The organism is Bifidobacterium scardovii JCM 12489 = DSM 13734, assembly GCF_001042635.1.
Lineage (GTDB): Bacteria > Actinomycetota > Actinomycetes > Actinomycetales > Bifidobacteriaceae > Bifidobacterium > Bifidobacterium scardovii.
Genome location: NZ_AP012331.1, coordinates 2,449,838 through 2,465,189 on the forward strand (window position 1 = coordinate 2,449,838; position 15,352 = coordinate 2,465,189).

Annotated in this window: 7 protein-coding genes; all 7 read right to left on the minus strand. The window is 68.6% G+C overall.

The features are described 5' to 3' along the window. Positions 1-91 precede the first annotated feature (91 nt). The 7 genes from BBSC_RS10100 to BBSC_RS10130 all read right to left on the minus strand — a co-directional run bounded on the left by BBSC_RS10100 (position 92) and on the right by BBSC_RS10130 (position 15,333). On the minus strand, positions 92-2,101 hold the full coding sequence (locus tag BBSC_RS10100; protein WP_033517300.1) for a ribonuclease J: 2,010 nt from the start codon (positions 2,099-2,101) through the stop codon (positions 92-94). Positions 2,102-2,327: 226 nt separating this feature from the next. After that, the gene (dapA, locus tag BBSC_RS10105; RefSeq protein WP_033517302.1) at positions 2,328-3,233 is read right to left on the minus strand and encodes a 4-hydroxy-tetrahydrodipicolinate synthase; all 906 of its coding nucleotides are present in this window, start codon (positions 3,231-3,233) and stop codon (positions 2,328-2,330) included. Positions 3,234-3,413: 180 nt separating this feature from the next. Further along, on the minus strand, positions 3,414-4,169 hold the full coding sequence (dapB, locus tag BBSC_RS10110) for a 4-hydroxy-tetrahydrodipicolinate reductase (RefSeq protein ID WP_033517304.1): 756 nt from the start codon (positions 4,167-4,169) through the stop codon (positions 3,414-3,416). A 204-nt stretch (positions 4,170-4,373) separates the two neighbouring features. Continuing rightward, positions 4,374-5,714 (minus strand): MFS transporter, encoded by a 1,341-nt coding sequence (locus BBSC_RS10115; RefSeq protein ID WP_033517306.1) that lies wholly within the window; start codon positions 5,712-5,714, stop codon positions 4,374-4,376. Next, positions 5,711-6,448 carry a GNAT family N-acetyltransferase gene (locus tag BBSC_RS10120; RefSeq protein WP_161787638.1) on the minus strand — a complete coding sequence of 246 codons (738 nt, stop codon included), beginning with the start codon at positions 6,446-6,448 and terminating at the stop codon, positions 5,711-5,713. Before BBSC_RS10120 ends, BBSC_RS10115 begins: the two co-directional genes overlap by 4 nt. A 135-nt stretch (positions 6,449-6,583) precedes the next feature. Continuing rightward, the gene (locus BBSC_RS10125) at positions 6,584-10,963 is read right to left on the minus strand and encodes a UvrD-helicase domain-containing protein (RefSeq protein WP_033517308.1); all 4,380 of its coding nucleotides are present in this window, start codon (positions 10,961-10,963) and stop codon (positions 6,584-6,586) included. Next, positions 10,960-15,333, minus strand: a complete 4,374-nt coding sequence (locus tag BBSC_RS10130) for a PD-(D/E)XK nuclease family protein (RefSeq protein WP_081892926.1) — start codon at positions 15,331-15,333, stop codon at positions 10,960-10,962. The genes BBSC_RS10125 and BBSC_RS10130 overlap by 4 nt, the downstream gene beginning before the upstream one ends. Positions 15,334-15,352: the final 19 nt, after the last annotated feature.

Sequence of the window (15,352 nt, forward strand, 5' to 3'; positions counted from 1 at the left end):
CGAAAGGGAACCAAGAACAAAGGAGACTCCCCGTTGCGGGGAGTCTCGTTCGTGGATACGGTCAACCGTGCATCAGCTTATGCCGATGCCGTTACTGTTCGATGACGTCGGTGGCGATGTCGGCCACGACGGGCACGATCATCGGCTTGCGGTGCAGCTGGCGGGCGACCCATCCGCCGAGCGTGCGGCGCATGATCTGCTGCAGCTTGTACGTGTCGTGCGTGCCGCTCATCATCGCGTCGCTGAGCTGCTCGACGATCTGGTGGCGAACCTTGTCGAATTCGCTCTCGTCTTCGGCCACGGCGTTGAGGTAGATCTTCGGGCCCGACACGACCTCGTTCGCCTCGGTGTCGACCACGACGAAGCTGGACACGAAGCCCTCGGTGCCGAGGATGCGGCGCTTCTCGAGCTCCTCGTCGGTGATCTCGCCGACCGAGTCGCCGTCCACGTACACGTAGCCGCACGGCACGGAGCCGACGACCGCGGCCTTGCCATGGTACAGGTCGACCACGTCGCCGTCCTCGGCGAGCACCACGTTCTGCGGGTCCACGCCGGTCTTGACGGCGATCAGGCCGTTGGCCACCAAGTGGCGGTTCTCGCCGTGGATCGGCATCGCGCACTTGGGCTTGACGATGTTGTACATGTACAGCAGCTCGCCCTCGTTGCAGTGGCCGGACACGTGCACGGCCGCGTTGTCGCGGTTGACCACGCGCGCGCCGAGCTGCACGAGCTTGTTGATGATCTTGTACACGCCGTGCTCGTTGCCCGGGATCAGGGAGCTGGCGAGGATCACCGTGTCGAATTCGTTGATCGTGATGTCGCGGTGGTTGCCGTCGGCGATGCGGCCAAGGGCAGCCATCGGCTCGCCCTGCGATCCGGTGCACATGTAGACGAGCTTGTCGTCCTGCACGTCGTGGGCCTGCTTGAGGTCGATGACGGTGCCCTCGGGGATGTGCAGGTAGCCCAGATCGGCGGCGATGGACATGTTGCGCACCATCGAACGGCCGACGAAGACGACCTTGCGGCCGTACTTGTGCGCCGTGTCGACGACCTGCTGCACGCGGTGCACATGCGACGAGAAGCTCGCGACGATGATCTTGCGGCTCGCCTGCGCGAAGGCCTGGTCGAGCGCGGGGCCGATCGAGGTCTCCGGCTTGACGAATCCGGGCACCTCGGCGTTGGTGGAATCCATCATCAGCAGATCCACGCCCTGCTCGCCGATCTTGCCGAACTCGACCAGATCGGTGATGCGGTGGTCGAGGGGCAGCTGGTCGAGCTTGATGTCGCCGGTGTCGATCAGCGTGCCGGCCGGGGTCTTGACGTACACGGCCAGCGCGTCGGGGATGGAGTGGGTCACGGAGACGAACTCGAGGTTGTAGGGGCCGACCTTCATCTTGTCGCGGCCCTGCACGGGAACCATCACCGGGTTGAGGTGGTGCTCCTTGCACTTCGCCTCGACGAAGGCGAGCGTGAGCTTGGAGCCGATCAGCGGGATGTCCGGGCGCAGCTTGAGCAGGTAGGGCACGCCGCCGATGTGGTCCTCGTGGCCATGCGTGAGCACGAGCGCCTCGACCTTGTCGAGACGGTCCTTGATGTAGTGGAAGTCGGGCAGGATCAGGTCGACGCCCGGCTGCTCCTCCTCGGGGAACAGCACGCCGCAGTCGATGAGCAGCAGGTGGCCGTTGTACTCGATCACGTTCATGTTGCGGCCGATTTCGCCCAAGCCGCCGAGCGGCACGATGCGCAGCGAGCCCTTGCGGTACTTCGGCGGGGCGATGAGCACGCTGTCCTGCTGCGGCGCGGTCGCCGGCTGCGCGCCGCGCGTGCCGCGCCGCGACCCGGAACGGCCGGCGCCGGTGCGGCCGGAGCCCTTGGAGGACGAACGCGTCGACTTCGAGGCGGACTTCGCCGACTTGCCGTTCGCCGCCGAGCCCGACGCGGACTTGCCGCTACGGGAGCGCGAGGAACGGGTCGTGGCCTGGTCGAGGGTCTCGACCGCGGCCAGGGCCGCCGCGTTCTGTTCGGTTTCGCTTTGCTGGCCGGCGTTCTTGGCGCCGCGCTTGCGTGTGGTCTTCTGTGTGGTTTCTTGTTGTGTTGCCATTTCCTAGTTGGGTTTCCATTTCTTGGTGTTCCCGACCTGTGCCGGGAACGAGGTATTGCATCGCAGACCGGTGCCGGCCGCGCATCGCGGCGCGATTCCGCTGCGACAGGCCACCGGTCGGCTGCGGTCCATTTCGGGCGCGGCTGCTCCGACTGCGGATCGCCGGCCGCGGATGCGGGTGAGGCTTGCGCCGCCCGAGCGGCGCCGGCAGGTTCCGCCCGATCGCCTAGTGCAGCAGACCGGCGGCCCGCATGCCGTTTTCCACGCGGGAGAACTCCTCCGGGCCGGGACCGACGTTCGGCAGGCGCATGCTCGTATCGTCGAGCACGCCACGCACCCGCAGCGCCGCCTTGGCCATCACCGCCTGGAAGCCGTTGCCGTTCATCGATTCGACCAGCGGCGCAAGCTGCACGGCGATGCGCTGCGCCTCGCGGATGTCGCCACGGTCGAACGCCGCGGCGAGGTCGCGCATCGGGCCGGCCGCGGCATGGGCGATCACCGAGATGATGCCGACCGCGCCGACGGACAGGAACGGCAGGAACAGGCCGTCGTCGCCCGAGTACCAGGTCAGCCCGGTCTCCATGCGCTTGCGCACCGCGCCGGCGATGTCGCCGGTGGCGTCCTTGACCGCCTTGACATGGCCGAGTTCGGCCATGCGGCAGTAAGTCTCCAGCTGGATGTGCACGCCGGTGCGGCCGGGCACATCGTAGATGATGATCGGCTTGTCGGCCGATTCGTCCACCGCCTTGTAGTGGCGGTACACGCCCTCCTGCGAGGGGCGGGAGTAATAGGGCGCGACGACGAGCACCGCGTCGGCGCCCGCCTCCTGCGTCTGTTCGACCATGCGCACGGTGTGCGCGGTATCGTTGGATCCGGCGCCCGAGATGATCGGCACGTCGACCGCCTCGCGCACCGCCGTGACGAGCTCCACCTTCTCATCCATGTGCGTGGTCGGCGATTCGCCGGTGGTGCCGTTGACCACCAAGCCGTCCGCGCCGTCGGCGACCAGCTGCCTGGCGACCTTCTGGGCGGCCTCGAAATCGACGGAGCCATCGGTCTTCATCGGCGTGATCATGGCTGGCAGGATACGCCCGAACGGGGCCGGATCAAGAAGATGCATAGCGTCACTCATATATCACAAGGTACTTCGCGGTCGGGACGCCTTGCGCCCGGGCGGGCTTCCGGGCGCATCGCATCCCCGTTGCGCCCGGCGCCGCCGCGCCCGGCCGCCTTGATCCGACCGTCCGGGAGTGCCGTTCGTGAGCGTTGTTCAGGAACATCGTTCAGGAATGTCGTCCGGAAGCGTCCGGAATCACAGGTCGAGGAACTTGTCCAATCCGACAGTGAGCCCCGCGTGGCCTCCGGCGGCGATCTTGCGCACCGCCAGCAGCACGCCGGGCATGAAGGAGATGCGGTCGAAGCTGTCGGCGCGAATGGTCAGCTGCTCCCCCGCATTGCCGAGCAGCACCTCCTCGTGCGCGTTGAGGCCGCGCAACCGCACCGCGTGCACGTGCACGCCGTCGATCACCTGGCCGCGGGAGCCGCCGTCGGTTTCGGTGGCGTCGGGCATGGCGCCGAGGCCCGCCGCGCGGCGCGCTTCGGCGATGCCGTGCGCGGTGTGGATCGCGGTGCCGGAAGGCGCGTCGACCTTGTTCGGGTGGTGCAGTTCGACGACTTCCGCCGATTCGAAGTACGGGGCGGCAACGGTGGCGAAATAGTCGGCCAGCACCGCGGAGATCGCGAAGTTGGGCGCGATGAACACGGCCTGGTCCGCACGCGGCGCGTCGGCCAGCGCGGCCGTGACGCGCGCGAGCTTGTCGTCGGTCCAGCCGGTGGTGCCGACCACCACGTCGACGCCCTGCCCGATCAGCGCAAGCACGTTGTCCAACGCGACGGTCGGCACGGTGAACTCGACCGCCACGTCGGTGTTCCCGGGCGTGATCGCGGCCAGATCGTCGCCGGCGTCCAGGGCCAGCGCCAAGTCCATATCATCGGCCCCGTTGACCGCCTCGACCACGTGGGAGCCCATGCGCCCCTTGGCGCCGACCACCGATACCTTGATGCTCATCACTCATTCCTCCTGTTGTGGGCGGCCGCCGCGGCCGGCGGTCCTCCCGGCGGGCGCGGCGGCGCATGCCGTTCCATCCATTCCCGAGCCTAGCACCTGACCCGCGCGATGCGGGCGCCCATATCACCGCCGCGGCGCCGCGCGGCCCGCCGGCGGCGCCGGAGACCGTACGGCATCGCGGCGGATCGGCGCGCCCGGCGCCGGCTAGCGCCGTCTGCGGGCCAGGAACCAGCCGAGCAGGGCGAGCGGTATCGCGCAGGCGACGGCGACGCACGGAATCAGCATGCTGGAGTGCGGCCCCGCCGCATCGAGCACCGTTCCGGCGACGGTCGAGCCGAACGACGCGCCGACCGAGCCGGCGGTGGTCAGCCACGACAGCCCCTCGGTCAGCGAGCGCGCCGGCACGGTGCCCTTGACGATGAGGTTGCCGGTGGCGAACAGCGGCGACACGCACAGGCCGAACAGCACCTCCAGGCATCCCAACAGCAGGAATTGGTCCATGGCGAGCCGGAACAGCACGAATCCGACGGACAGCAGCGCCAGGAACACGACCATATGGCGCCAATGGGATCCCTTCATCTCGCGCGATCCGAAGATGACGGCGCCGATGCACGATCCGACGGCGAACATGGCCAGCTGCAGGCCGAGCCACTGCTCGGCGCCGGCGGCCTTCATCGTCGCGGTCATCGACACGTCGAACGCGGTGAAGCTCATGTTGAACACGACGAACACGATCATCAGGGGCATGATGCCCGGATAGAGCAGCACGTTCGTCGCCTTGGGCCCGGGCGAGCGCAGCTGACGCAGCGTCATCCGGTCGGCTTCGCCATCGACGGGGCCGGCGGGGGCGCCGGAAGCGGTGCCGGTCCGTTCGGCCGAGACGTCGACGGGCTCCAGCACGGGCGGCTGGGTGCGCTTGAGCGAGAAGAACACCGCCCCGCCGAGGCCGCAGGCAACCGTCGGCACGAGCAGCTGCGCCACCGGGTGCACCGATGTGGCGAGGAATGCGGCGAGGATCGGTCCCAGAATGAACACGACCTCGTCGATTGCGGCCTCCAGCGCATATGCGGTGTTGAGCAGCGCCGCATTGTCCGGGCCGCGCAGCGCGTACGCCCATCGGGTGCGCACCAGCGCGCCGAAGGAGAACTGGGTCGCCCCCATCAGGATCGCCAGCGCGAAGAGCGTCGGAATCGGCACGCGCATCAGTGCCCCGAACGCCAGCGCCAGCATGGAGGCCACCTGCACGGTCAGCGCGACCGCCCCGACGCGGCGCTGCCCGAACCGGTCGAACAGCCGGGCGTAGAACGGGGTGACGATGGCCGCCGCGAGGATATAGCTGGCGCTCATCGTGCCGGCGACGGTCCAGTTGTCGTAGAGGTGGTTGAGCGCCAGCACGATGCCGAGCCCCATCATGGACATCGGCAGGCGCGCCACCGCGCCGGACAGGCAGAACGCCTTCGCGCCGGTGACCCGGAACAGTTGGGCGTAGGGGGAGGCGGCGGCCCGCGCATCCGTCGGGGAACCCACCTTGCTCGCCTTGCTCATCGTGTCTCCTCGGATCCGGCGCCGGCCCGCGGCCGGTCATATCGTTCCGGTTCCGCCGCGTATATGTAGAGGTCGTCCTCGTCGCCGTCTTCGGGGTGGTCGGCCGCCAGCCGCGTCAGCACGCGTTGCATGCCGTGATGATCGTAGAATCCGACGTCGCAGCTGGAATCCGTGTGCAGATAGTACCGTTCCACGCCGCAGCCGGCGAAGTACCGGTTCACCCGGCGCCACAGCGATCCGCCGACACCATGGCCTCGGGCCGCGCCGGCGACCAGGAACAGCTCGATCTCCGCCTGCGCGGTGTCGTTGATGGAGATACGCTCCTCGAGCGTTTCCTCGAGCCGATGCCACCGCTCCGTTTCGTGCAACGCCTGCGCGCCGATCGGGGCGCCGTGCTCCAAACGCGCGTTGACGGCGGCAAGCTCCGCGCCGGTCTGGGGGAACGCCGCCGGCCTGCCGGCCACGCGCGCCAGCGTGACGCCCATGAACCGGCCGTCGCGTTCGGCGATGTCGGCCCGGGTGGCGGGTTCCAGATAATGCAGCACGAAATGGCGTGACAGCAGCGGCGAGCTCGGCGTCCCGGCCGCGCTGCTGCAATGCCCCCAAGTCTGTTCGAACGCCTCGGTCACGGCATCCACGTCCGCCCATGTCATGGGGCGATAGGTGACTCCGGCGATGGTCGTGGCGGCGTCTGCGGTGGCCGTCCCGGCGCCGGCGTATGCGTGCGCAACCATGTTGCGATGCTCCTTACTGTTGTTGCGTCCCGCATGTGTGCCCGCCCACACTTGCACCAAGGGTCGCGGCTCACCCGCCGCAACGACGCGCGCGAAGCGTTTTCCATTCGCGTGCGACCGCACGGCACGGCGCGGTCAGTCGTTGTCGGACTGTTTGGGGATACCGGAGCTCAACTCGGCAAGGATCTCCTGTTCGGTTTTCGCGCGGGCCGTCAGCTCGCGCGCGCCCTCATCGGGCTCACTCAGATAGTAGAGGGTGGCGTCGATACTGTCCAGCGGCACGTTTTCGATGACCGACAGCAGCAGCCGGTACCAGTCGAGCTGCACCAGCTTGTCTTCGATGTCCCGTGCCGTTCGCGGCTTGCGGCCGGTTTTCCAGTCGACGATGGTGAACCGCTTCGCCGTGTCGCCCGCGTCGAGCCCGCCGTAGAAGACCGCGTCGAGCTTGCCGTTGACGATGGTGTTCCCCAGTTGCGGGATCGCGACGACAAGCTGACGTTCCGCCCATGCCGGGCGGCGCGACGCCCACCTCGACGAGACCAGACGCCGCTGCCACGCGAGCAGTTGCCGGGGCTCGCCGTCGAGGGGCTCGCCGGCCGCCGCCGCGGCCTCGCGCGCGTCGAGATCGGCGATCATGGATTCGCGCGACGGCACGCCGGCACCCGTCGGCCCCATCGTCGCGGCATCGTCCGCGGCGCCGGCTGACACGACCGCATCCGCCACCTCGCCGCCGCCAAACGCGGTGATGAATTGCTCGGCCCACGCGTGGAAGATCGTGCCGGCTTCGGCGGACGGCGACGCGACATGCGGGATCGGCCGGACAAGCCCCCTCCACAAGGCGCGCGCGTCGCGCTCGTTCAGGTGACCGGCCCGGGCCTGCAGCGACGTGACGTTCTGGCGCCCGCCGGACAGCAGGCGTTCCGCCTGCCGGCGCACGCGCGCGTCGAGATCGCGGGCGTCGCCGTCCGGCCACGGCATGAGGTCGGGATCGTTCACCAGCAGCTGGGCTCGAGCAAGTAGCGACTCCTTCGCCGGCAGCACGGGCGTGGCGTTCGCGAGCGATGGCCCGCCGCTTCCCTCAGGCTCGCCAGCGTCGTTTCGATCCGTGTCGGGCGCGACCGCGCCGGACCCCATACCGGACGTATCGGGGCCCGAGCCGGGGCTCGCCTCGGTCCGTGCCTGCGCACCGGGCAGGCCCATGGCCCCGACTCCCCCGATCAGCTTGCCGAGCACGCTTGCGGAAAGCGATGCCGGCCACGGCAGGCTCGTCTCCTCGGGCTGCGGTTCGAGCGGCTCCCGCCATGCGGCCTCTACCACGGCGCTCTCGTAATCGCCGGCCCGTTCGCCGGCGAAGAACCCGTCCGGCCTGTCGGCGCCAGCCTCATCCAAGGATCGCGGGGCTGACGGCAACGTGGACGGCGAGGTCGTCGGCTCCGGCGCCGAGGCCGGACGGGTTGCGGCGCCGCCCGAAGCCTGGGCGTCACCGTCGTCGCGCCGCCCGTTCACGGCGACGACGTCGGCGCGGTGGCATAACGAGTCGCGCACTTCGTCCCAGAACACCGACGGCTTGGACGCATTGGGCTTGCGCCCGCCCCGCTCCAGCAGCGGCCTCGGGTCCCGGTCCTCGGTCGGGTACTTGCTGTAGGTGAGCAGCGCATCATAACGGGCGCGGGTCAGCGCCACGTAGGCGAGCCGCCGCTCGTCGGCAAGCAGGCGGCGGCCGTATTCCTCACCCTGCGTCAGATACCAGCCGTCCGGGTCGACGGCATCCATATCGTCGCCGATGTCCTTGCCGCGCATGTCGCCGTAGATCTCATCGTCGATCACCTCGACGTCGTCGAGCATCGTCAACGCATGCAGCGGATCATCATGCGGCGCCGCATCGTGCGGGAACCTCGGCAGGATGCCCGCGTCCACGCGCACCGGCACCGGCACGGCGGCCGGATCGTCCAGCCATGTGGCGACGTCCGTGTGGTATTCGGGCGGAATCCATGCGCCTTCCGGCGTCATGCCGCCCGCATGGTCGGCATCCGCCGTGATCTTCAGCCCGCTCTGATTGCTGGGGAAGGTGCCGGCCGCCATGCCGGCGACCACCACCGCGTCCCATTCGAGGCCCTTGGACTGGTGAATGGTCATCAGCACCACATCGGCCGGGGTATCGGGAGCGGCCGCGGACTCCTCATCCACGGATCCGAGCGAATCGACCCATGCCATGAACCCGCGCAGGGTCGGGGTGGCCCCTTCGACGATCTCGCGCGCGTACGTGTCCACCAGCGCGATGATCGCGTCCGTGCCGGATCGCGCCGCGGTCGGATTCACCGGCTGGTCCGGGTGCTCGATCGCCTGCGCGACGATCATGTCGATGTCGAGGCCCAGCTCCTCGACCGCGGTCCGCACCACATCGTTCAGAGGATGGTTCGCCACGGCCTGCACACGGCGGATCATCCGACCCGCCCGCACGATGGCATCCGCCGCCGCGCCGGCGATCGCCCCGCGCCGCAGGAGATCGGCCAGATCCTTGCGCGCGAGCAGGTCGGCGAGATACACCGCGTGCGGCACCTGATCCCGGTATTCCCTGACGATGGCGGCCTGACGCGCCTCATCGGCAGCCCCGACACCTCCATCGGCATCGGCACCGCCACCGGCATCGATCAGCCCGGCTTCCGCGAGCGCGCGGTAGCGATACGCCGTGTCCAATCGTTCGGCGAGATCCGCCAATGCGGTCAGATCGGCCGACCGCAGTCCGAATCTCGGCGTGGCGAGCAGCCGCATCAGCGCGTTCGAATCGGTATGGTCGGCCACGGCGTGCATCAGGGCGAGCAGGTCGCGCACGTCGGGGCGTTCGAGCAGCGCCGAATACCCCACCACCAGCGTGGACAACCCGGCGCGTTCCAGTCCCCGGGCGAACTGTGCCATATGGGTCTTGCCGCGGAACAGCACCGCCACATGGGGGCGGATGTCCTTGGCTCCGCCCGCACGCTGCCGCTCCGTCGGCGTGTAGCGCGCGATCGCCTGCTTGGCGAAGCGGGCGACCGCGTCGATCTCCTGGCCGAACGTGGTCAGTCCAAGCACGCCGATGGTGCCCTCCGGCGCATCGTCCAGCGTGGTGAGCTCAGCCACATCGACCTCGCGCATAAGCGAGCTGCCGGCGCGTCGCGGCGGCACGCGCAGGGGCCCGGTCAGGTGGTTGGCGGCCTCGAGCACGATGCGCGAGTTGCGTCGCGTCACGCTGAGCGGGAAGGGCCTTGTACCCTCGGCCATGCCGAAATCGCGCTGGAACATGCGGAACGCGCCGGGACTGGCGCCTCGCCACGCATAAATCGACTGGAACGGGTCTCCGACCGCGTTCACCGCCGAGCGGAGCGCGCGTCCGGTCCGCGCCGGATTCGCGCCGCCCGTCGGGCCCGTGCCATCACCGGCCAAGTCCGCGCCGCCGTCGTTCGGGGCCGTGCCAACGGACTGGACCGTGACAACGGACTGGGCCACGCCGGCGGACGAGACCACGCCGGCGGACGGATCCGCGTCTTCCTCCCGCTGCGCATGGAACAAGGCCGCCAGCACCATCGCCTGCGTGGTGGAGGTGTCCTGATATTCGTCGAGCAGCACATGCGTGTAACGGCGGCGGTATCGTTCCCCGATGGAGGGGAACCGTGTGACCAGCTGATACGCGGCAATCGTGAAATCGCTGAATTCCGCCATGTTCTGCCGGCGTTTCTCCCGTTCGTACTCGGCGACCAGCGTCATCAGCGTTTCGCGCCGACGGACCACGTCGCGCAGCGCCGAACAGCGGTAGACGCACAGATCGTGCAGTGCGGCGCGGTATTCGGCCTGCTTGGCCGCATATTGCCTGTCCGTGTCATTTTTGTTGCGTTTCGGGGCCTTCGTCTTCGGCTCCTCCCCGGGCACCTCCGCATCGCCGATCGCCACGTCGAGCTGTGCGATGAACGCGGCGTCCCACTGGCGGATGCGGGCGATCGCCTCGTCGATGGTGACGGTCCGCCCGCCGATCATCGCGTTGCCGATCGCATGCGACAGGGCGAGCACCTTGCCGACGACGGTGCGGAACGAACCGAAATCGTCGTCGAACAGCAGATCCATATGCCGGTCGATCACGGTGGCCGCCAGCTGCGTCGCCCCGGCGTCGCTCAGCGGCTGCGTGTTCTGGTCGAATCCGACGAGCAGGCCGTACTGCCGCACGATCGACTGGAAGAACGCGTCGTATGTGGACACCTCGGGCTTGAGGAACGCGCTGCGCCCGCTCCCCCGATCGTGGTCGGACACGGCCGAGGACACGCGCGACAGCAGCTCGGACGCGGCCTTGCGCGTAAAGGTCAGCCCGAGGATGCGTTCCGGGGGCACGCCCTGCTCGATCAGGCCGATGATGCGACGGGTCATCGTATACGTCTTGCCGCTGCCGGCGCCGGCGACGACCAGTACATCGCCGCCGACCGGCGCGCCGATGACCGCCGCCTGCTCGGGGCTGTCGGTGAATGCCGGAGTGCCTTTGCCGTTCATGCCTGCCTCGTTTCGAACACGGTGTCGACCTGGCCCGCGCAGGCGGGGCAGGATTCCTTCAAACGGCACGCCTCGACGTGACTGGGCTGGGGATGGGCGATCAGCCGGCGCGACCGGCTGGCCGCCGCCGCGTAGAACACCCGGCTGATCATCGTCAGCGCCCATACCGCCTGCGTGCCCCGCAGCTCCAGGAAGCGGCGCCACACGCTCTCGCGCACGCCGCGCGGCGGCCGCTCGTCCAACTCGGGAATGTCGGTGAGCTTGGCGGGATCCTTGTAGTAGTAACGCGCCGCGAACGCCCCGTCATTCAACGATCCGCCCGCGAACAACGGCGGCTGGTAGAGGCTTTCCGCACCACGGCTTTGCGCCGGGGCCGCGTTATGCCCGACGTGGAACAGCGCGCTCTGCGCGATCCGAGGCATGATCGACAGCGCTGTGGCCCCGCGCTCCCCGCCTTCGGGGAAGGCGAGACCCAACTGATAGCAGACCAGCTGCAGATCGTTGAACACCGCTTTGACGGACGGCACCTGCCCGGTCTTGTAGTCGATCAGACGGATGCGCTCGCCGCCGTCGGCCATGGTCCGGTGCTCGACCCGGTCCATACGTCCGGTAAGCCGCACGGCGAGGCGCTCATGCATCGCGTCCGGCCATCCTCCGACCAATGTTCCCATGATCGAGACCAGCTCGCTTCTGTCGATCGGTTCCACACCGTCGACGGCATTGTAGGCCTCGAGGATGTCGTCCACCGTGAACAGGGCGCTGAACGAGCGCTCGCACTCCGCCGAATCCAACGTGCCGATGGTGAAGTTGTTCACGTTGCCGGTGGGATAGTCGCCGTCGTTCGACCGCACGAAATACATGGCGATGTTGCCGAGCACGTCCTCGGCGGTCGCATCCTGCCTGGCGACGGCATAGCGGTCAGCCGGGTCGGCGATGCCGGACGGGTCGGCCCGCAGGTCGCGGTAGATCTCCATCATGCGCGAGCGGATGGCCTCGGCGCGTTCGCTCTCCGTCCCCTCGCCGCCCGGCAGGTCGAGGCCCTCCTCGCTGGCCCGCTGCGCGACCGTATGGATCAGCGTGCCGAACGTCATGGCCACGCTGCCCGCGCTTGGCCCGGAGAACTGGTTCTCCATCAGCCAGCACACCGGGCACGCCCAGATGCGGTCCACCGCGGACGGGGACAAGGTTATGGGCCGTTCCATGGATCGGGATACGAGTTGATCCGCAGCCGCGGACCGTTCCGCAGCCTCCGATACGGGTATGGCCCGCTCCCCGTTCCCGTCTGCCGTTCCGGTTTCAGCGCCGGCGTCCGCGGATCCGTCTCCGACCGGATTGGCGAACGGCCAGTTCCGCGGATCGGCAGTCTCGATCCCGTGTCCCGCCAATAGGCGCAGCGCATCGGCGGCATCCCGCGAGGCAGGGGAGCCCGCCGGTTCACGGGCCAGCGTCACCCTGGCAACGGCGACCAGGCCGCGCGGCGTGCCGTCCAGACCGCAGAACCGATCCGACTGCCCGACCTCCGCATAATCGCGTCTTGCAGGGTCGGCGTGCGCCGCACGATCAAACCATTCGGGCAGATAGCCGTACAGAAAATCCGACGGCGTCAGATCATCGTTATAGACCGCGCTCACCGTGATCCGTTCCTCGGCGCGCGTGAACGCGACCAGCAGGCTCTTCTGCTCGGCGGACAACACGGATTCCAGGCGCGGGTCGCCGTCCACGCCCATGTCCTCGGCAAGCACCCCGTACAGCATGACGTCGGCAAGATCCTCGCCGCCGAACATCGTGTTGCGCGCCGCAAGGTTCGGCCATACGCCCTGCTGCAATGCCGGCAGCCATACCAAAGGCCAGTGCCGCCCGGCCGCGCCGGCCGGCGTGGTCAGCGTGACGGCCTGATCGATGGGAGCGACCTTGGCGAGGGAATCGGCTTCGATGCGCATGGACCGTATCTGTTCGAAAAAGCCCGAAAGATCATCGGCGCTCGCCGAGCCCGAGGCATAATCGAACAGCCGCATCGCCGTATCCAGCCGATCGTTGGCGGCCTGGCCGGATTCGGTGTTGTTCAGCGCTTCGCGCTGCCAGCGCGAAGCCACCTTGCAGGAGTCCCAGGCCAGCCACAACGCATACTGCGGCTCACGCGACGGCAGTTCCGGCAGTCCCCGGGCAATGGACCGAACCAGATCCCACAGATGGGCGAATGCCTGGGCATGCGGATCCGGCCCGCAGACCGCCTGTATGGCGGCGAGCACCGCGTCCGCGTCATCGAATTCAAGCATCAGATACAGTGCATCGATGCCGAACCGCACATCGTCGCCGCCACGGGCGTCCGGGGCGACCAGACTGTCATCGGTGACGACCGCGGCCGCATCGCGTGCCGCGATCACCGGCCCACGCAGCCTGTCCCACGCCTGCGTCAGATGCAGCAACGCCGCGGACGGCTCGTCGTCCCGCTCACCCATCACGCCCGACAACGCCCCGAGCGCGTTCATCGCGGCTTCGACGGAGGCGATGCGCGCCGGACGCCCCTCATGGTCACTGCCGGAACCGACGCTGATCAGCGGGCATCCCATCACCGCAGAGACGCGCGACCGCACGAACGCCGACATGCCGCCCAGACTCATCGGCAAGGAGGCCAGTCCCCGCTCATGCGCCTGATTGCGCAGCCGGGCCAGTTCCAGCAGCGCGAACAGGCCCTGCACGAACGGTTCGTCGCGCAACGGCCTGGTGACCGACGAATACCGTACCGGCACGCCGTCGCGGCGCAGGCGTTCGCCGAATTGGCGGACGGTCGCATTGTCGTGGGCGATGACGGCGAGATCGTTCCAGGCGCGCCCGTCCATCAGATGCGCGCGCTTGATGCGCCAGACCACGTCATCCAGCTCCTCCGAGGGAGAGCGGTACAGCCCCGTATGCACGCTGCCGTCACACATACGCGGGTCGTCCGCCCCGAACGGCGCGATGGGCAGGCTGCCGGGCAACGGCCGGATCTTGCCCGGGCGATCCGGCAACGCCGTATCATCGTCCTGCAGGGAACGGATCGACAAGGAAATGCGGGCGGCCACCACATCCCGGTAGCAGTGCCGTTCCGGTTCCGGCGGCGCGGTCCCGGCCGAACCGTCTCCGCCATGGATTCCAGCTAGTGCGCCCTCATCGGTCACGGTCATGGCTTCGCCATGCTCGGCCGCGTGCGAGGATTCGATCCGCAGCAGCCTCGCGCCGAGCCGATTCCGCGCCTGCGCGAACAGATACTCCGGGTACGAGCCTCGGAACGACTGCACGGATTCGTCGGGGTTGCCGACCAGCACCAGCCGTACGCCACGTTCCTGCAGCGCGGCGAGGAAGGAGAATCCGGCAAGCGTCAGATCCTGCACGTCATCGACCACCACCAGCTGCGGCAGCCTGCCGGGTTCCGCCTCATGCGCGGCCTGCTCGCCGCCAACCAGCAGTTGCGAGGAATCCAGGCGATACTCGTGCGGATAGGCGTCGCTGATCGCCTGCGCATATTCACGGCGCAGCGCGAAGGCAAGCCTCCATTGCACATGCAGCCGTTCGGTGTGCGGCGTCCACGCGCTGAGTTTGGCCAGCAGCCGGGGTTCGTCGCCGGGCATGACGCCCAATTCGTTCATGCGCGCGATCATATCGCGCAGCTGCATGACGAAGGCGTCGTTGATGCCGCGCGAGAACATGGCCGAGGAATTTCCCCGCTTGGCGTCCCCGGAGGCCTCGCCCGCATCGGAGGCATCCGCCGGGGTATGGTCGGGATTCCCGGCCGTCCGCGATTCATGCGGCGCCGTCGGCGATGCCGCACCGCGGTCGGCCCCGTCCGCGGCAATGACGCCGGCCCAATCCTCAGCCGCGAAGTATTCGCGCAGCAGCCCGCAGGTCTGGCAGGGGTCGCCCGATTGCGCATGCCGCACATGAGCGGCGGTCACCCGGCGCAACAGCGCATCCTGCTCGGCGCCATTGAGCAATTTCGGGGCCGGCAGACCGCGACGGGTCCTCACGTCGGTGATCAGCCGGAATGCGATCGCGGACAGCGTGGTGACCGGACGGGCCTGCGAGGTGAAGCCCACGCGCCGGATGACCTCGTTGCCGATCCGGTCCGCGCTTTGGCGTCCCGACACCGCCATCACCGCACCGTCATCGCCGAATACGCGCAGGGCCCCCAGCAGCAGGTCGGTCGCGAACGCCGTCTTGCCCGAGCACGGCGCCCCGGCCACCAGCAGGGCTTCCGCGCGTTTCCTCACTCTGGAGCGAGAGCGGTCATCCCGTACGGTCCGTCCGTCATGGGAACCGTACGAGGGGTTGTCTGCGCAGACCAATCCGGCCAGCAGCCCATCGATCGTCACGCCGTCGCGTCGATCGTGCATGAGGCCATGCTTGCGCAAG

Coding starts and splice junctions, on each gene's coding strand:
- BBSC_RS10100 (WP_033517300.1), bottom strand. CDS start 2,101: ATGGCAACACAACAAGAAACCACACAGAAGACCACACGCAAGCGCGGC.
- dapA (WP_033517302.1), bottom strand. CDS start 3,233: ATGAGTGACGCTATGCATCTTCTTGATCCGGCCCCGTTCGGGCGTATC.
- dapB (WP_033517304.1), bottom strand. CDS start 4,169: ATGAGCATCAAGGTATCGGTGGTCGGCGCCAAGGGGCGCATGGGCTCC.
- BBSC_RS10115 (WP_033517306.1), bottom strand. CDS start 5,714: ATGAGCAAGGCGAGCAAGGTGGGTTCCCCGACGGATGCGCGGGCCGCC.
- BBSC_RS10120 (WP_161787638.1), bottom strand. CDS start 6,448: ATGGTTGCGCACGCATACGCCGGCGCCGGGACGGCCACCGCAGACGCC.
- BBSC_RS10125 (WP_033517308.1), bottom strand. CDS start 10,963: ATGAACGGCAAAGGCACTCCGGCATTCACCGACAGCCCCGAGCAGGCG.
- BBSC_RS10130 (WP_081892926.1), bottom strand. CDS start 15,333: ATGCACGATCGACGCGACGGCGTGACGATCGATGGGCTGCTGGCCGGA.